Source organism: Modestobacter lacusdianchii (assembly GCF_054177765.1).
Genome location: NZ_JBJJTJ010000001.1, coordinates 72,484 through 88,464 on the forward strand (window position 1 = coordinate 72,484; position 15,981 = coordinate 88,464).

Consider the following 15,981-nt stretch of genomic DNA (forward strand, 5'->3'; position numbering starts at 1 on the left):
GGACGACGGTCCGGGTCAGCCGGGGACGATCGCCAGCCCCGCGGCCACGGCGCCCCGGGCGTCCAGGACCGCGCCGATCCGTGCGGCGCTCTCCGGGTCGGCCGGCACCAGCCGGACGGCGTCGGCACCGACCTCGATCCGGACGGGCACCGCCTCGGCCCGCGACACGGTGAACCGGCCGTCGTCGCCGCGGGTGAAGGTGAACCGGGCGATCACCGAGTCCTCGGTGTCGTACCCGCGGGTGCTGTGCTCGGCGAGGTGGTTGCCCAGCCCGTAGGCCGCCCACTCACCGTCGAGCTGCTCGAAGGGCTGCACGACGTGCGCGTGGTGGCCCAGCACCAGGTCGACGTCCGGTGAGGCGAGCAGCGTGCGCACCGCCTCCTCCTGGGCCGCGGTCGGCTCGTGGTCGTACTCGGCGCAGCAGTGCACGCTGGCCACCACCACCTCCGCACCGGCGGCCCGGGCGGCGGCCGCGTCGGCGAGCACCCCGCTGACGTCCGGCACGGCGAAGGTGTCGACGGCCCAGGGCGCTTCGGCCGGCAGCGGGACGCCGTTGAGGGAGAAGGTGGTGGCCACGTGCCCCACCCGGACGCCGGCGACGTCGACCACGGTCGGCGGCTCGTCGGCGGCGCGGTGGGTGCCGGTGTGCGCGATCCCGGCCGCGTCGAGGGTGTCCAGGGTGCGGACCAGGCCGTCGAGGCCGTCGTCCAGCGAGTGGTTCGACGCGGTGGAGCAGAGGTCGTAGCCGGCGCCGGCCAGGGCGTCGACGATCTCGGGCTGGGCGGCGAAGGACGGGTAGCCGGTGTACGGCCCGCCGACCGGCGCGACCGGCGTCTCCAGGTGGCAGATCGCCAGGTCGGCCCGCGCGATGACCGGCGCGACCGGGGCGAACACCGCCGAGAAGTCCCAGCTGCCGTCCGGCCGGCGCGCACCGGTGGTGAGCGCGCGGCCCTGGTGCACCAGCACGTCCCCGGTCGCCACGAGCGTGAACGACTCCGGCGCCGGCGGCGCGGCCGGAGCGACCGGCGACGTCGTGGCGGTGGCCGGCTCCGCGGCCGGGCCGGGGTCGTCCGTGCCGCACCCGGCCAGCACGGCGGCCAGCAGGACCAGCGTGGTTCTCCGGGGCACGGCGGGAGGCTAGCGGCTGCCCCGGCCACGTCCCTCAGTCGAGCAGGTGCACCTCGTCGCCCTCGGCCACCCGCCCCGGGGTGCGCACCTCGGCGTAGACGCCCAGGCAGTGCTTCGGGGTGCGGACCACCTCGAGCTCGGTGGTGCCGACCCGTACCCGGCGGCCGACCCACGCCCGCTCGTCCTGCCCGCCGGTCAGGTGCAGCAGCAGGTTGGCCCGCGGGTCGTCGGCCGAGCACCCCTCGGGCACGTCGCCCTCGGCGGCCCGGTCGATCGCGGAGCGGGACACCAGGTGCACCGCGGCGGCGTCGACCTGCGGACCGCCCGCGGAGGCGGCCAGCCGGACCGGCCGGCCCAGCACCTCGGTCAGGGTGATCGTGTCGGCCTCGGTGTCGCCGGTGGGCACCACGCTGCTCAGCTGCGGCGTCGTCTTCACGGTGACCCGCTCGCCGGTGTCGGCGTCCACGACCGACCAGGCGCGGTCGCCCCGCAGGCCGGCGTCGTCCACCTCCGCCGCGGACACCTCCCGCCCGGCCAGTGACTTCACCGGGTACACCGAGACCTGGGCCACCTGCCCCACCACGTCGCTCATCCCAGCGACGCTACGCGGGACGGCCCCCGCCCACCTGCCCGGCCGGCGCCTCGCCCCGGCGGCGCAGCCGGCGCAGCTGGGCGTCCAGGTAGGGCCGGGCACGGCGCTGCCCACCGCGCTCGGCGATCGCCCCGGAGAGGGCGACCAGGAGCCGGGCCAGCCGGGGCGCGTCCGGGTGCCAGCCACGGCGCTCGCACTCCTCCAGCCACTCGACCGGCGCGACGTGGCCACGGGCGGAGTTGCAGCGCCGGCAGGCGGCGACCTCGTTCTCCAGCCAGGACGGTCCGCCCTTCACCCGCGGCACCACGTGCTCGGTGGTCGGGCCCACCTGCGCGCCGAAGGCACGGCCGCACCAGATGCAGGTGGGGCCGTCCCGTTCCACGGCGGCCCGCAGACGGGCGGCCCGGTCCAGTGCCATCGCCGTCCATGGTGCGCCCGTCCAGGGCCCTCGCGCCCGGGACGATGCCATGGGGGCGACGACCTCGAGGACAACGACCCCGAGGACGACCCCAGGGACGACGAAGGGCCAGGGTCCCCCGTCGTCCGGGTTCACCTGGCCCTGCATCCGGTGGGCGATACTGGGTTCGAACCAGTGACCTCTTCGGTGTGAACGAAGCGCTCTACCACTGAGCCAATCGCCCGCTGCGTGGAACATTCTGCCAGACGCTCACCGCCAGAGCGGCACCCACCCCGGCACCCAGTCCGGCACGCCCGTCAGGTGGAGGGTCAACACGAGCACCGCGCAGACGAACGCCACGGTCAGCAGCGCGAACGACAGCCGGACCAGCAGCGACTGCCGGCCCAGCCAGTCCGTCCAGCGGGACACGTGGTGCCGGGTGAACTCCAGGACCCGTTCGGCCCAGGTGAACTCGGTGGCGAGCACGAAGAGCCCGGCGAACACGGTCAGCCAGCCCGGCCCGGGCAGCGGGATGGTGATGATGCCGAAGACCACGACCAGGCCGCCGATGAGCCCGACACCGGCACGGTAGGGCGCGTCCAGCGACCGTCGCGCGGCGATCCTGCTCCGCCAGCGGGACTCGGCCACCCGCTCGCGCAGGCTGTGCACCTCGTCGGCGTCGTACCGGGCGCGGCGTTCCTGCGCGGTCTCCGTCGCACCGGGGGCCTGCGCCACCGGGTCGGCCGTCACCGCGCGCTGCGCCGCGGCGTCGGCCTCCGGCGCCAGGGCGTGCGGTGCCGGGCGCCGGGGCCGGTGCTCCCCCGGTGCCGCAATCGTGTCCGCTCCGCTCAGCTGGTCACCTGCCCGTTCGCGACGATGTCCGTCGGTTCCGACGGAGCCTGCTGACCGGGTTCGATGCTGACGGCGTAGGCCGAGTACTGGTCCAGCCCGGTCGCCGCCGAGCCTACGGTCCGCAGGTCCATCTGGGGAGTGACCACGTCGAACGTCCCGATGGCCACTGGGGAACCAGCACCTATCCCCCAGAGGACGTAGGTGCTGTCCGAGCGGTCGTTGACCGGCAGTCCGGTGGCCACCACCTGGGCCTGGCCGTCCCGCACCACCACGGTGGCGACCGGGTCGCCGTCCTCGGTCAGCGGCGCGATCGTGGCCTGACCCGGCACCAGCAGCGCCTCGAGCATCTGCGAGCGCTCGGCGGCCGTCGACCGCGCGGTGTCCAGGTCGCTGGAGAGGACGACGTTCCAGGCCCCCAACGCGAGCACGGCGGCCACGGCCGCGGCCGCCAGTGCCGTGGGCAGCAGTCGGCGCCAGGCCGGCCGCAGGTCGGTGGGCTCGGCGAACAGCGGGTCCGCCAGGCCGCCGACGTCCCGGGCGGTGTTCCCACGAGCGGTGTCGCTCTGGTCGCCGGCCGTCGCGGCCTGCGACGCCGCCGGCGGCGGGACACGGCGCGGCTCGGCCGGCTGGGCGGGCGGCAGCTGCTCGGTCTCCTCGACCGCCGCCCGCAGCCGGTCCCGCAGCCCGTCGGAGGGCTCGGCCTGCGGCAGGTCGCGGGCCATCGCCGCCATCACCTCGGCGGTCTCGGCCACGGTCCGGGCGCACCGCGGGCAGTCGGTCAGGTGCGCGGCGAAGAGCGCCTCGTCCTCCGGCTCCAGGGCGTGCAGCGTCCAGCCGACGGCCAGCTCGTCCCAGGCGCGGTGCTCGTCGCCGCGGTCGTCCACGGCGCTCATCGCGAGGTCCCGTCGGCCGGAGTGGCGCCGGGCACCCCGGTGCCCAACGTGTCCTTCAGCCGCCGCATGCCGGCCAGCATGCGCGTCTTGACGGTGCCCAACGGCGTGCCGGTCAGTGCCGCCACCTCCCGCTGGGTGTACCCGCCGTAGTAGGCCAACGTGAGCGCCTCCCGCTGGTGATCGGGCAGTGAGCGCAACGCCGAGCGGACCCGGCCGGCCTCCGCCCGCTCCCAGACGTCGTCCTCCACGTCGCTGGTCTGGGTGGGGGCGCTCAGGGCCAGGTCGTCCTCCGCCCGCGCCGTGCGCCGCCGGTGGGACTCCTCGCGCCGGACGGCGTCGACCGCCTTGTGGTGGACCATCGTGAGCAGCCAGGAGGCCACGCTCCCCCGGGCCCCGTCGAAGGCCGACGGGTCGCGCCACACGCTGAGGAACACGTCCTGGAGCACGTCCTCGGCGAGCACGTCGTCGGCCAGCACCCGCCGCGCCAGCGCGAACGCCGGACGACGGAACCGCTGGTACAGGTCGTCGATCGCGCCGCGGTCACCCGCCGCCACCCGACGGACCAGTTCCAGGTCGGCCGCGCCGTCCTCCGGACTGCGCGCTGGTCGGCTCACGAGGCCCATGGTCACACGGGACGTTCGCAGCGCCCAGGGTGATCGGTTCAGCGCGCGCCGCACCCTGCCCAGGACCCTCGCCAGGTCTGACGGGTGTGACTGGTGGGACTCAGGAGGGTGCAGAGGCGCGACACGCCGAAGCCATGCGTGACCGAGGGCCTTTCTGGGTCGTTACCAGGACATGGCGCGCTACCCGAGGTCCGGCTGCACTGCACGAACCACCCTCCACCTGGTCGGCCCACAGGCGTGGACCCCCGTCCCGGCGGCACTGGTCTACGACTCCGCCGACCCCTTCGCCGTCCGGGTCCGCTTCGGCGACGACGGCCCCGCGGACGCCGGCCACGAGGCCCCCGGCGAGGAGGGGCTGTTCGGCGTCACCGACCTCGACCTCGCCGCACTCGCCGGCACCGACCTGGAGGACGAGGAGGTCGACGAGCTCGACGACGAGGGCCTGGACGAGGACGGCGGCGTGGAGTGGCTGCTCAGCCGGGACCTGCTGCGGGCGGGCCTGACCGGGCCCGTCGGCGAGGGCGACGTGCGGCTGTGGCCGGCTCGCGGCGGTCTGGACGTGCTGTTCCTGCAGCTGCGCGCACCGTCGGGCGAGGCGCTGTTCGAGCTGTCCGCCGCGAGCGTGGGCGACTTCCTGCGCGAGACCGAGCTGCTCGTGCCGGTCGGCCACGAGAGCGAGCTGCTCCGCGTGGACGACGAGCTGTCGGTGCTGCTGAGCGGCGGCACGGACAACCCGCGCTCCTGGTGAGGTCCGCGCGCCGCTGACCTGCGAGAACAGGCTCCCGGACACCCGGTGGACCCCCCGGGTTTGGAGCCCTGGAACGGGTCGGTTAGAGTTCTCCACGTAACGCGGACTTGATCCGCAACGCGGACGTGGCTCAGTTGGTAGAGCATCACCTTGCCAAGGTGAGGGTCGCGGGTTCGAATCCCGTCGTCCGCTCGGAACCCCGGGCGCTGGTCGCGAGACCGGCGCCCGGTGTGCGGTGGAGTGGCCGAGAGGCGAGGCAACGGCCTGCAAAGCCGTCTACACGGGTTCAAATCCCGTCTCCACCTCGTCTCCTCCACGGAGCACGGGTGTGGGGGCGAGCCGGTCGAGACACCGGCACGGGCGATTGGCGCAGCGGTAGCGCGCTTCCCTGACACGGAAGAGGTCACTGGTTCGATCCCAGTATCGCCCACCAGCCGCAGGAGGCCCCAGGTCCACGGACCTGGGGCCTCCTGCCGTCTCAGGGGCGGATGCCGCGACGCCCTCTGCCCGGTGTGATCATCCCCACCTCAACCGACCGGCACCCCGTCGGCGGCGGCACGCAACGCGGCGAGGTCCAGCTTGGTCATGCCGAGCATCGCCTGCACGGCGCGGTGCGCTCGAGCCGGGTCGGGATCGGCGAACACCTCGGCCATCCCCGCGGGCACCACCTGCCACGACAGGCCGTAACGGTCCTTCAGCCAGCCACACTGGCTCTCCTGCCCTCCGTCGCCGATCAGCCGGTCCCAGTAGCGGTCGACCTCCGCCTGGTCGGCACAGTCGATCTGGAACGACACCGCCTCGGTGAACGGGAACTCAGGACCCCCGTTGATGCCCACGAACCGCTGGCCGACGACCTCGAACTCCACGGTCATCACCGACCCGGCCGGGCCGGGCGCACCCTCGGGGTACCGCGCGACGTCGAGGACGCGGCCGTCCCCGAACACGTCGATGTAGTAGTGCGCCGCCTCCTCCGCCTGGGTGTCGAACCACAGGTTCGGGACGATCTTCTGCTGGCCCATGCCGAGCTCCCTCCGCTCCGGAGCGACCCCACGCCGGGGCCGCACGACGAAGACCGGGTCACCGGGCAGAACTCATCGCCGGCGGTGGGGCGCTCAGCCGCGCTCGGGCTCCACCCGCTCCGCCCAGAATCGCTCCACCTGCGCGACCAGCGCCTCGTGGTCCCCGTCGTTGCTCAGCACCACGTCCGCCACCGCCCGACGCTGCTCGTCGGTGGCCTGACTGGCCATCCGGGCCCGGGCGTCCTCGGCGGACAGGCCCCGGCCCACCAGCCGGCCCACCCGGGTCTCTGGATCGGCCTCCACCACCAGGACCAGGTCGTGCGCCCCCGCCTGCCCCGTCTCCACCAGCAGCGGGACGTCCTGCACGACGACGGCGTCGTCGGGGGCGGCGGAGACCAGCTGCGCGGCGCGGGCGCGCACCAGGGGGTGCACGATGCCGTCGAGCCGAGCCCGGGCAGCCGGATCACCGAACACCACGGCCGCCAGCGCGGCACGGTCGAGGGCGCCGTCGGCGGTGAGCACGTCGGGGCCGAACGCCTCGACGACGGCCGCCAGTCCGGGCGTGCCGGGCTCGACGACCTCCCGGGCGATGCGGTCGGCGTCCACGACCAGGGCGCCCCGCTCGGCCAGCAGCGCCGCCACGGTGCTCTTGCCCGATCCGATGCCGCCGGTCAGTCCGATCCTCAGCACGGGGCCGACCCTAGGCCCTGCCATCCGCAGCAACCCCGGCAGCGGCCTCCGGACGCCGCTGCCCGACCGGCCGGGCACGGGCCCGGCTCGTCGGCGACGTCAGGTCTCGGACAGGTCACGGCGGCCGGACGCGCGGCGCGTCGCACCAGTCACACCAGTCACAGGACCTACCTTTCGTCCCGGTGGACTTCCCCCGCCACAGGAGAGAGGCAGGATCGTCATGTCCCGTTCGACGCTCGATGGCACGCCGTCCGCCGGCACCCCCCGCCGCGGTCGGCACCGGATCGAGACCCCGCACGGGGTCCGCTGCTCCGACCTGCCGGGCGTGCGGGAGCGACTGCCGCAGAGCCGACGGGGCGCGGCGTTCCTGCGCGCACTGATGCCCAGCGTGCCCTCGGGCCGGCACACCTGGGACTTCCTGGCCAACGCGGGCGGTCGTCCGCGTACCGCGTTCGCCATCATCCTCAGCCTCTGACCACCTGACCGGCCGCGGCCGGTCACCCGCGCGCTGACGATCGCCGGGTCGAGCCACCGGGGGGGCACCACCGGCTCGACCACGGCGTCAGCCGAGCGCAGCGCCACACCGAGACCATCGCCGGCTCATGGACGAGCTGGCACCAGGGGAACGGCCGGACGGCTCATGGCTGAGCCCGACGACCCGACGACCCCGTCGACCACCACGGTCGGCGGGGTCGTCGCGTTGAGCCGGGTGGTCCTCGTCGCGGACACACCCGTCGACGTCGGGGACGCGACGTCGGGCGCAGTGCCACTCCCCCGCGGCCTCCGTGGTCGCCACCCACGCGTCCCAGGAGCCCGGCGCCTCGCCCGTTCCATCGCGCAGTGCCCCGCAGACGACAGTGCGCCGCCCACCGGGATCGGTGGACGGCGCACTGTCAGGTGCTGCTCAGTGGAGCTGCAGGGTCACTCCCCGCCGGCGAGCTTGGCCCGCAGGGCGGCCAGCGCCTCGTCGGAGGCGAGGGTGCCGCCACCGCCACCGTTGCCACCGGTCGAGGCGACCTCGCCCTCGGGCTCGGCAGCGCTGGAGTAGCTGCCACCGGCCGCGGCCTCGGCGTCGGCGGCCTTGGCCTCCGCGATCTGCTTGCGGTGCGCCTCGAAGCGGGCCTGGGCGTCGGCGTACTGCTTCTCCCAGGTCTCGCGGGCCTCGTCGTAGCCCTCGAGCCACTCCCCGGTCTCCGGGTCGAAGCCCTCCGGGTAGATGTAGTTGCCCTGCTCGTCGTAGGACGCGGCCATGCCGTAGGCAGCCGGGTCGAACTGCTCCTCGTCGCCGATGACGCCCTCGTTGGCCTGCTTGAGCGACAGCGAGATGCGACGCCGGTCCAGGTCGATGTCGATGACCTTGACCAGGATCTCGTCGCCGACCTGCACGACCTGCTCCGGGATCTCCACGTGGCGCTCGGCCAGCTCGGAGATGTGCACCAGGCCCTCGATGCCCTCGTCGACGCGCACGAACGCACCGAAGGGGACCAGCTTGGTGACCTTGCCGGGGACGACCTGCCCGATCTGGTGGGTCCGGGCGAACTGACGCCACGGGTCCTCCTGCGTCGCCTTCAGCGACAGGGAGACCCGCTCACGGTCCAGGTCGACGTCGAGGACCTCGACGGTGACCTCCTGGCCGACCTCGACGACCTCGGAGGGGTGGTCGATGTGCTTCCAGGACAGCTCGGAGACGTGCACCAGGCCGTCGACGCCGCCCAGGTCCACGAAGGCACCGAAGTTGACGATCGAGGAGACGACACCCGTGCGGACCTGGCCCTTGGCGAGCTTGTTGAGGAACTCGCTGCGCACCTCGGACTGGGTCTGCTCCAGCCACTGGCGACGGGACAGGACGACGTTGTTGCGGTTCTTGTCGAGCTCGATGATCTTGGCCTCGAGCTCGCGGCCCACGTAGGGCTGCAGGTCGCGGACGCGGCGCATCTCGACCAGCGAGGCGGGGAGGAACCCGCGCAGGCCGATGTCGAGGATGAGACCGCCCTTGACGACCTCGATGACGGTGCCGGTGACGACCTCGTCGGCTTCCTTCTTGGCCTCGATCGTGCCCCAGGCGCGCTCGTACTGAGCGCGCTTCTTGGACAGGATCAGCCGGCCTTCCTTGTCCTCCTTCTGGAGGACGAGGGCTTCCACCTCGTCGCCGACCTTGACGACCTCGGTCGGGTCGACGTCGTGCTTGATGGACAGCTCGCGCGAGGGGATGACGCCCTCGGTCTTGTAGCCGATGTCCAGCAGCACCTCATCGCGGTCGACCTTGACGATCACGCCTTCGACGATGTCGCCGTCGTTGAAGTACTTGATGGTCTGGTCGATGGCAGCGAGGAAGTCCTCGGCGGTGCCGATGTCGTTGACCGCGATCTGCGGGGTGCTGTCGGGACGGACCTGGGTGGAGGTCATGTGGTCGAGTGCTCCGGACGGGGGATGCGTAGGGACAGGATCACCCGCGGCCCAGGCGGACCACGGGGAGGTTCACGGGAGACGTACCGCAGCGGAGACCCCGTTCCCGGGAGCCGACACCACAGACCTCTGGCGTGATCCCCCATGGTACGGACGCCGGGAGCACCGGTCCACCAGGGGTCGGGGACGGTGCCCTGCCGCTGGCGGACCCGTCGGCGTGTCACCATCGCCGGGTCATGGACGGCTCCCGCGCAGGTCTGCCCCTGGCCGCGGACGGGTACCCCGCGGCCAGCGGTGTGACGCGCCGCCGGGCCGGTGCCGCCGAGTCGGCGCGGGCCAACCGCGGCTGGTGGGACGCCGCCGCGCCGGCCTACCTGGCCGAGCACGGGTCCGACCTGGGCGACACCGACTTCCTCTGGTGCCCGGAGGGGCTGCGGGAGGCCGACGCCCACCTGCTGGGCGAGGTCGTCGGGCGCCGGGTGCTCGAGATCGGCTGCGGTTCCGCCCCCTGCTCCCGGTGGCTGGCCCGGGCCGGGGCCTCCCCCGTCGCCCTGGACGTCTCCGGCGGCATGCTGGCCCGAGCGGCCGAGCTGAACCGGAGCACCGGGCTGGCCGTGCCGCTGCTGCAGGCCGACGCCGGTGCGCTGCCGCTGGCCGACGGCAGCATGGACCTGGCCTGCTCGGCCTTCGGTGGGCTGCCCTTCGTCGCCGACGCCGGCGCCGTGCTCGCCGAGGTCGCCCGGGTGCTGCGTCCCGGCGGCCGTCTCGTGGCCTCGGTGAACCACCCGGTGCGGTGGGCGCTGCCCGACTCCCCCGACCCGGCGGACCTGCGGGTCGTCTCGTCGTACTTCGACCGGCGGCCCTACGTGGAGACCGACGAACACGGTGCCACCGTCTACGTCGAGCACCACCGCACGGTCGGGGACTGGGTGCGGGCCGTGGTCGGTGCCGGCTTCGTGCTCCAGGACCTGCTGGAGCCGGAGTGGACACCGGGCCGCAGCCAGACGTGGGGGCAGTGGTCCCCCGAGCGCGGCGCCCTGGTGCCCGGCACGCTCATCCTGGTCGGTGAGCTGCCCGCCTGACCTGCGCAGGGCCGGGTCGACCTGCCAGGCTGGCCGCCGACGCCGGCCGCGGGCCGGCCGCTCGACCGACCTGAGGGAGGACCCCGGTGGACGAGACAGCGCAGGCCGTCCTGGCCGATGCGACCGAGAGCGCCGTGGTGGTGCTGGTCCCCGACGTCGACCCGGTGGTCGACGCCCACCGCCAGCAGTTCGACGTCTCCGCGTCGTGGGGCGTGCCTGCCCACCTGTCGGTGATCTACCCGTTCGTCACGCCCCGCCAGGTGGACGACGCCGTGCTGAGCGGTCTGACCGACGTGCTGTGCACCGTCCCGGCGTTCGACTGCACCTTCACCGGGACCGCCTGGTTCGGTGAGGAGATGCTCTACCTGGTGCCCGACCCCGAGGAGCCCTTCCGCCGGTTGACCGCCCGGGTGCAGCAGGCCTTCCCCGAGCACCCGCCGTACCGCGGCGCCCACGGCGAGCCGGTGCCGCACCTGGGCATCGGGCAGCGCCGGCAGGGCGACCTCTCCGGGCTCCGGCACGCCGAGGAGGTGCTGCGGAGCCAGCTCCCGATCCGGGCACGGATCGAGACCGCCGCCCTGTACGCCGGCACCCGGGAGCCGGGTTCCTGGCAGCTGGTCCGCACCTTCCCCCTGGGCCGCCCCACCGGCTGAGCCTGCACCCGGCCCCCACCGCTCTGCCGGCCCCTGTGCAGGGGCCTGTGCCGAGCGTGCGAGGTGTGGGCAGAAGGACCTCGTCCCCCTCCCCCCTCGCAGGCTCGGAGCGAGCCTCTGGACGAGGCCGTCAGTGGGCGGCGGCGTCCCAGCTGGTGCCGAAGCCGACCGAGACCTCCAGCGGCACCGACAGCTGCGCCGCGCCGGCCATCTCCCGGCGCACCAGCGCCTCCAGGGCGTCGTGCTCGCCGGCGGCCACCTCGAGCACGAGCTCGTCGTGCACCTGCAGCAGCATCCGGGAGCGCAGCCCCTCGGCCTCGATCGCCCGCTCCACGTTCAGCATGGCCACCTTGATCACGTCGGCCGCCGACCCCTGGATGGGGGCGTTGAGCGCCATCCGCTCGGCCATCTCCCGGCGCTGCCGGTTGTCGCTGGTCAGGTCGGGCAGGTAGCGGCGGCGGCCCAGGGTGGTCTCGGTGTAGCCGGTCTGCCGGGCGTCGTCGACGACCCCGTCGAGGTAGTCGCGGATGCCACCGAAGCGCTCGAAGTAGGCGTGCATCTGCCCGCGCGCCTCCTCCGGGGTGATCCGCAGCTGCTGGGCCAGGCCGTAGGCGCTCAGCCCGTACGCCAGGCCGTAGCTCATCGCCTTGATCCGCCGGCGCATCTCCGGGTCGACGTCGGAGATCGGGATGCCGAAGGCCCGGGAGGCGACGAAGGAGTGGAGGTCCTCGCCCGAGGTGAAGGCCTCGATCAGGCCGGCGTCCTCGGAGAGGTGGGCCATGATCCGCATCTCGATCTGGCTGTAGTCGGCCGTCATCAGCGACTCGTAGCCCGAGCCGACGACGAACGCCTGGCGGATCCGCCGGCCCTCGGCGCTGCGGATCGGGATGTTCTGCAGGTTCGGGTCGGTCGAGGACAGCCGACCGGTCGCCGCGATCGTCTGCTGGTAGGTGGTGTGCACCCGCCCCACCTCGTCGACCATCGGGATCAGGCCGTCGATGACGGTGCGCAGCCGGGTGACGTCGCGGTGCCGCAGCAGGTGCTCGAGGAACGGGTGCCCGGTGGAGGCCAGCAGCGAGGTCAGCGCCTCGGCGTCGGTGGTGTAGCCGGTCTTGTTCTTCTTCGTCTTGGGCAGCCCGAGCTCGTCGAACAGCACCGCCTGCAGCTGCTTGGGCGAGCCGAGGTTGATCTCCTTGCCGATGACCGCGTACGCCTCATCGGCGGCCTCGGTCACCGCGGCGGCGAACTCGCGCTGCAGCTCGTGCAGGAACTCGAGGTCCGCGGCGATGCCCCGGTGCTCCATGGCCGCGAGCACCCGGGTCAGCGGCAGCTCGATCTGCCCGAGCAGCTGGTCGCCGCCCTTCTGGCCGAGCACCTGCTCCAGCGCGTCGGACAGGTCGTTGACCGCCACGGCCTTGAGCACGTCGGCGTGCGCGGCGGCCGCGGCGACGTCCTCCTCCGAGGGCCCGAGACCGTCGAGGGTCAGCTGCCCCTCGGGCTCCGCGGCGTCCTTGAGCTCGCGGCGCAGGTAGCGCACCGCCAGGTCGCCGAGGTCGAACGAGCGCTGCCCGGGGTTGACCAGGTAGGCCGCCAGCGCGGTGTCGCTGACCATGCCCTGCAGGTCCCAGCCGCGGGCCCAGATCGCCAGCAGCGGGCCCTTGACCTCGTGCACGACCTTGGGCGTCGCCGGGTCGGCCAGCCAGGCGGCCAGCGCCTGCTCGTCGGCGGGGTCGAGGTCGGGGCCCAGGTCGACGAAGGTGGCGTGGTCGTCGGCGGCGGCCAGCGCCAGGCCGGTCAGCTCACCGACACCCCGGCCCCACGTGCCCCGGAAGACGACCCCGGTGTGCCCGGTGCGCGCGTGCGCGGTGAGCCAGCCGGCCAGCTCGCCCGGAGCGAGCCGGTCGGCGGTGACCTCGAAGCCGCCGTCGACCTCCGGTTCGGGGGTGGCGAGGGTGGCGAAGAGCCGGTCGCGCAGCACCCGGAACTGCAGGTTGTCGAAGAGGGTGTGCACCTCGTTGCGGTCCCAGGGCTGGACGGCGAGGTCGGCCGGCCCCACCTCCAGCGGCACGGCACGGTCGAGCTCGGTGAGCCGCCGGTTCTGCAGCACGGAGGAGAGGTGCTCGCGCAGCTTCTCCCCCACCTTGCCCTTGACGGTGTCGACCTGGTCGACCAGCGCGTCGAGGGAGCCGTACTCCCGCACCCACTTGGCGGCGGTCTTCTCCCCCACGCTCGGGATGCTCGGCAGGTTGTCGCTCGGGTCGCCCCGCAGCGCCGCGAAGTCGGGGTACTGGATCGGGGTCAGGCCGTACTTGGCCTCGACCTCCTCGGGGGTGAACCGGGTCAGGTCGGAGACGCCCTTGCGCGGGTAGAGCACGGTCACGTGCTCGTTGACCAACTGGAGGGCGTCCCGGTCACCGGTGCAGATCAGCACGTCCATGCCCTGCTCCACCGCCTGCACGGTGAGGGTGGCGATGACGTCGTCGGCCTCGTAGTTCTCCGCGGTGATCACCGGCACGTGCAGCGCGCCGAGCACCTCCTGCACCAGGCTCACCTGGCCGCGGAAGTCGGTGGGGCTCTCCGAGCGGTTGGCCTTGTAGTCGGCGTAGATCTCGCTGCGGAAGGTCTTGCGGCTGACGTCGAAGGCCACCGCCAGGTGGCTGGGCTGCTCGTCGCGCAGCACGTTGATCAGCATCGACGTGAAGCCGTAGACGGCGTTCGTCGGCTGACCGGTGGTGGTGGAGAAGTTCTCCACCGGGAGCGCGAAGAAGGCCCGGTAGGCCAGCGAGTGGCCGTCGAGGAGCAGCAGCCGCGGACGGGCGCCGTCGGCGGGAGCGGACGCAGGGGCAGCAGCAGGAGCGGACATCGCCGCCGATCCTATGTGCGGGGTACGACGGTCCGGGTCGGCGCGAGGGCCCCGTTGTCTACGGTGCCCGGGTGACCACATCCCGGCCCGAGTGGCTGCCGCCGACCCAGGGCCCGCTGGACGAGAAGCTGGGCATCCAGATCACCGACTGGGACCCCGAGCGGCTGGTCGCGACCATGCCGGTCGCCGGCAACGAGCAGCCCTTCGGCCTGCTGCACGGCGGCGCCACCTGCGCACTGGTGGAGAGCATCGGGTCGTGGGCGGCCATGCTGCACGCCGGCCAGGGCGGCAACGTGGTCGGCATCGAGCTCAACGCCAGCTACCTGCGCGGCGCCTCCGCCGGCGTCGTCACCGCGGTGTGCACCCCGGCCCGCCGCGGCCGCACGCTCGCCACCTACCTGGTCGAGGTCACCGACGAGGCGGGCCGGGCGACGGCGACCGCCCGCCTGACCTGCATGGTCCGGCCGGCCCGCTGACCGGCGCGGGCCGGCAGCGGCCACGCCCGCCGACCGGTTGCCCACGACCGGTCGCCCACGCCCCGCGTCGTCCCGGCTTAGCAGACCGGCGTGTCGCAGATGGGTCACGGTGTGTCCCAGCAGGTCGATGCGCGTAACAGGGGTGGGTTACTGTCCCGGCTCACATCCAACGGCTGGGAGGTCGAGTGACGCACGCGCCCCACCGCGCCCACAGGCACGGGGAACGCAGCAACACCGGGGAGGTGCCCGCTCCGTCCACCGCCGGCCGCCGCCGGCTCGACCGGTGGCGCTCCGGCCGCCGTCCGCTGGTGCTGGCCCTGCTGGTGGCCACCTTCGGCATGCTGCTGGCGCTGGTCGCGCCCGGCATCGCCGGCGCCGAGGGCGAACGCCTCGTCGGCACGCTGCAGACCAGCCGGAGCGGCCCGATCGAGGGCGTCGAGGTGACGGTCGAGACCGCCGCCGGCGACGAGGTCGACTCGGTCGAGACCGACGAGGACGGCCGGTTCGCCATCGACCTCCCGGGAGCCGGTGACTACACGATCAGCCTGGACGCCGAGGCGCTCCCCGACGGCGTCGAGCTGGGCGGCGGCGGTGACACCCGCACGGTCACCGTCGACAACGGCCGCAGCCAGCCGGTCAACTTCGGCCTCCAGGACGGCAGCAGCGGGGGCGGCGGCAGCACGATCCGCGCCGTCCAGCTGCTCGTCGACGGCCTGCGCTTCGGGCTGCTCATCGCCGTCTGCGCCGTGGGCCTGTCGCTGATCTTCGGCACCACCGGGCTGACCAACTTCGCGCACGGCGAGCTGGTCACCATCGGCGCGATCATCGCCTGGTACATCAACGTCCAGGGCGGGGTGCCGCTGATCCCGGCGACGATCATCGCCATGGTCGCCGGGGCCGCGGTCGGAGCGCTCAACGAGCTGGGCATCTGGCGGCCGCTGCGCCGGCGTGGCACCGGCCTGATCGCCGCGCTGGTGGTCTCCATCGGCCTGTCGCTGCTGCTGCGCTACCTGATCCAGATCGTCTACGGCGGGTTCTCCAACCCCTACGGCGACTTCCAGAGCCAGCGCGCGGTCGACTACGGGGCCTTCACCCTCACCAACCGGTCGCTGGCCTCGATCGTCATCTCCGTCGTCGTCCTGGTGCTGGTGGCGCTGATGCTGCAGCGCACCAAGATCGGGAAGGCGATGCGCGCGGTCGCCGACAACCGCGACCTCGCCGCCTCCTCCGGCATCGACGTCAACCGGGTGATCCTGGTCGTCTGGATGATGGGCGGGGCGCTGGCCACCCTCGGCGGCGTGCTGCTCGGCCTGTCCGACCAGGTCCAGTGGGACATGGGCTTCCGGCTGCTCCTCCTGATGTTCGCCGGCGTCACCCTCGGCGGCCTGGGCACGGCCTACGGCGCCCTGGTCGGCAGCGTGATCGTCGGTGTGTTCGTGCAGATGTCCACGCTCGTCATCCCGGACGACATGAAGTACGTCGGAGGGCTGCTCCTCTTGATCGTCATCCTCGTGATCCGCCCCCAGGGCATCCTGGGCAGCCGGGCCCGGATCGGCTGA

At 73.4% G+C, this 15,981-nt stretch carries 16 protein-coding genes and 4 tRNA genes; 9 read left to right on the forward strand and 11 right to left on the reverse strand.

The window, feature by feature from the left end; all coding sequences use genetic code 11:
- Positions 1-15: 15 nt before the first annotated feature.
- From ACJTNH_RS00365 to ACJTNH_RS00395, 7 genes are all read right to left on the reverse strand, one after another.
- Positions 16-1,128, reverse strand: coding sequence for a CapA family protein (locus tag ACJTNH_RS00365; RefSeq protein ID WP_458172222.1), 1,113 nt, complete (start codon positions 1,126-1,128; stop codon positions 16-18).
- A gap of 34 nt (positions 1,129-1,162) precedes the next feature.
- The gene (locus ACJTNH_RS00370; protein ID WP_458172223.1) at positions 1,163-1,720 is read right to left on the reverse strand and encodes an MOSC N-terminal beta barrel domain-containing protein; all 558 of its coding nucleotides are present in this window, start codon (positions 1,718-1,720) and stop codon (positions 1,163-1,165) included.
- A gap of 10 nt (positions 1,721-1,730) precedes the next feature.
- A complete protein-coding gene (locus tag ACJTNH_RS00375) occupies positions 1,731-2,138 on the reverse strand; it encodes an HNH endonuclease (RefSeq protein ID WP_458172224.1) in 408 nt (135 codons plus the stop codon).
- Positions 2,139-2,289: 151 nt separating this feature from the next.
- A tRNA-Val gene (locus ACJTNH_RS00380) sits at positions 2,290-2,361 on the reverse strand.
- Between the two features lie 26 nt (positions 2,362-2,387).
- Entirely contained in the window at positions 2,388-2,867 is a 480-nt protein-coding gene (locus ACJTNH_RS00385) for a TIGR02611 family protein (protein ID WP_458172225.1), read from the reverse strand.
- A gap of 98 nt (positions 2,868-2,965) precedes the next feature.
- Positions 2,966-3,862 carry an anti-sigma factor domain-containing protein gene (locus ACJTNH_RS00390; protein ID WP_458172226.1) on the reverse strand — a complete coding sequence of 299 codons (897 nt, stop codon included), beginning with the start codon at positions 3,860-3,862 and terminating at the stop codon, positions 2,966-2,968.
- Positions 3,859-4,485 carry a sigma-70 family RNA polymerase sigma factor gene (locus tag ACJTNH_RS00395; RefSeq protein ID WP_458172227.1) on the reverse strand — a complete coding sequence of 209 codons (627 nt, stop codon included), beginning with the start codon at positions 4,483-4,485 and terminating at the stop codon, positions 3,859-3,861. Before ACJTNH_RS00395 ends, ACJTNH_RS00390 begins: the two co-directional genes overlap by 4 nt.
- Before the next feature lie 172 nt (positions 4,486-4,657).
- Between ACJTNH_RS00395 and ACJTNH_RS00400 the strand changes: the two genes are divergently transcribed.
- The 4 genes from ACJTNH_RS00400 (at position 4,658) to ACJTNH_RS00415 (ending at position 5,666) form a co-directional block, all read left to right on the forward strand.
- Complete coding sequence (locus ACJTNH_RS00400) at positions 4,658-5,233, forward strand: SsgA family sporulation/cell division regulator (protein ID WP_458172228.1); 576 nt, start codon at positions 4,658-4,660, stop codon at positions 5,231-5,233.
- A 119-nt stretch (positions 5,234-5,352) separates the two neighbouring features.
- Positions 5,353-5,425 (forward strand) — tRNA-Gly (locus ACJTNH_RS00405).
- Between the two features lie 42 nt (positions 5,426-5,467).
- Positions 5,468-5,538: transfer RNA gene (locus tag ACJTNH_RS00410), tRNA-Cys, on the forward strand.
- 53 nt (positions 5,539-5,591) lie between these two features.
- Positions 5,592-5,666: transfer RNA gene (locus ACJTNH_RS00415), tRNA-Val, on the forward strand.
- Positions 5,667-5,760: 94 nt separating this feature from the next.
- On the opposite strand, the gene ACJTNH_RS00420 is transcribed toward ACJTNH_RS00415, so the two are convergent.
- Together ACJTNH_RS00420 and coaE are read right to left on the reverse strand one after the other, a co-directional pair.
- Positions 5,761-6,252 carry a VOC family protein gene (locus ACJTNH_RS00420; protein WP_458172229.1) on the reverse strand — a complete coding sequence of 164 codons (492 nt, stop codon included), beginning with the start codon at positions 6,250-6,252 and terminating at the stop codon, positions 5,761-5,763.
- Positions 6,253-6,345: 93 nt separating this feature from the next.
- Positions 6,346-6,942, reverse strand: a complete 597-nt coding sequence (coaE, locus tag ACJTNH_RS00425; RefSeq protein WP_458172230.1) for a dephospho-CoA kinase — start codon at positions 6,940-6,942, stop codon at positions 6,346-6,348.
- Positions 6,943-7,162: 220 nt separating this feature from the next.
- On the opposite strand from coaE, the gene ACJTNH_RS00430 reads away from it, so the two are divergent.
- Positions 7,163-7,417, forward strand: coding sequence for a hypothetical protein (locus tag ACJTNH_RS00430; RefSeq protein ID WP_458172231.1), 255 nt, complete (start codon positions 7,163-7,165; stop codon positions 7,415-7,417).
- A gap of 446 nt (positions 7,418-7,863) precedes the next feature.
- Here ACJTNH_RS00430 and rpsA read toward each other — a convergent pair whose 3' ends face one another.
- A complete protein-coding gene (gene rpsA, locus ACJTNH_RS00435) occupies positions 7,864-9,348 on the reverse strand; it encodes a 30S ribosomal protein S1 (RefSeq protein WP_458172232.1) in 1,485 nt (494 codons plus the stop codon).
- A 236-nt stretch (positions 9,349-9,584) separates the two neighbouring features.
- Here rpsA and ACJTNH_RS00440 point away from each other — a divergent pair, with 236 nt between their 5' ends.
- The gene (locus tag ACJTNH_RS00440; RefSeq protein ID WP_458172233.1) at positions 9,585-10,430 is read left to right on the forward strand and encodes a class I SAM-dependent methyltransferase; all 846 of its coding nucleotides are present in this window, start codon (positions 9,585-9,587) and stop codon (positions 10,428-10,430) included.
- Between the two features lie 86 nt (positions 10,431-10,516).
- Positions 10,517-11,083: a 2'-5' RNA ligase family protein gene (locus ACJTNH_RS00445; RefSeq protein ID WP_458172234.1), complete on the forward strand. Its 567-nt coding sequence runs from the start codon at positions 10,517-10,519 to the stop codon at positions 11,081-11,083.
- 130 nt (positions 11,084-11,213) lie between these two features.
- Here the strand turns inward: ACJTNH_RS00445 and polA are convergent, their stop codons facing one another.
- Positions 11,214-13,946, reverse strand: a complete 2,733-nt coding sequence (polA, locus tag ACJTNH_RS00450) for a DNA polymerase I (RefSeq protein WP_458172235.1) — start codon at positions 13,944-13,946, stop codon at positions 11,214-11,216.
- A gap of 71 nt (positions 13,947-14,017) precedes the next feature.
- Here polA and ACJTNH_RS00455 point away from each other — a divergent pair, with 71 nt between their 5' ends.
- On the forward strand, positions 14,018-14,422 hold the full coding sequence (locus ACJTNH_RS00455) for a PaaI family thioesterase (RefSeq protein WP_458172236.1): 405 nt from the start codon (positions 14,018-14,020) through the stop codon (positions 14,420-14,422).
- A 242-nt stretch (positions 14,423-14,664) separates the two neighbouring features.
- Positions 14,665-15,981, forward strand: a complete 1,317-nt coding sequence (locus ACJTNH_RS00460; protein WP_458172237.1) for an ABC transporter permease subunit — start codon at positions 14,665-14,667, stop codon at positions 15,979-15,981.

Bases quoted from the DNA above. Each gene is read 5' to 3' on its own strand.
- ACJTNH_RS00370 (WP_458172223.1), bottom strand. From the start codon at position 1,720: ATGAGCGACGTGGTGGGGCAGGTGGCCCAGGTCTCGGTGTACCCGGTG.
- ACJTNH_RS00375 (WP_458172224.1), bottom strand. From the start codon at position 2,138: ATGGCACTGGACCGGGCCGCCCGTCTGCGGGCCGCCGTGGAACGGGAC.
- ACJTNH_RS00390 (WP_458172226.1), bottom strand. From the start codon at position 3,862: ATGAGCGCCGTGGACGACCGCGGCGACGAGCACCGCGCCTGGGACGAG.
- ACJTNH_RS00395 (WP_458172227.1), bottom strand. From the start codon at position 4,485: ATGGGCCTCGTGAGCCGACCAGCGCGCAGTCCGGAGGACGGCGCGGCC.
- ACJTNH_RS00400 (WP_458172228.1), top strand. From the start codon at position 4,658: ATGGCGCGCTACCCGAGGTCCGGCTGCACTGCACGAACCACCCTCCAC.
- ACJTNH_RS00420 (WP_458172229.1), bottom strand. From the start codon at position 6,252: ATGGGCCAGCAGAAGATCGTCCCGAACCTGTGGTTCGACACCCAGGCG.
- ACJTNH_RS00430 (WP_458172231.1), top strand. From the start codon at position 7,163: ATGTCCCGTTCGACGCTCGATGGCACGCCGTCCGCCGGCACCCCCCGC.
- rpsA (WP_458172232.1), bottom strand. From the start codon at position 9,348: ATGACCTCCACCCAGGTCCGTCCCGACAGCACCCCGCAGATCGCGGTC.
- ACJTNH_RS00440 (WP_458172233.1), top strand. From the start codon at position 9,585: ATGGACGGCTCCCGCGCAGGTCTGCCCCTGGCCGCGGACGGGTACCCC.
- polA (WP_458172235.1), bottom strand. From the start codon at position 13,946: ATGTCCGCTCCTGCTGCTGCCCCTGCGTCCGCTCCCGCCGACGGCGCC.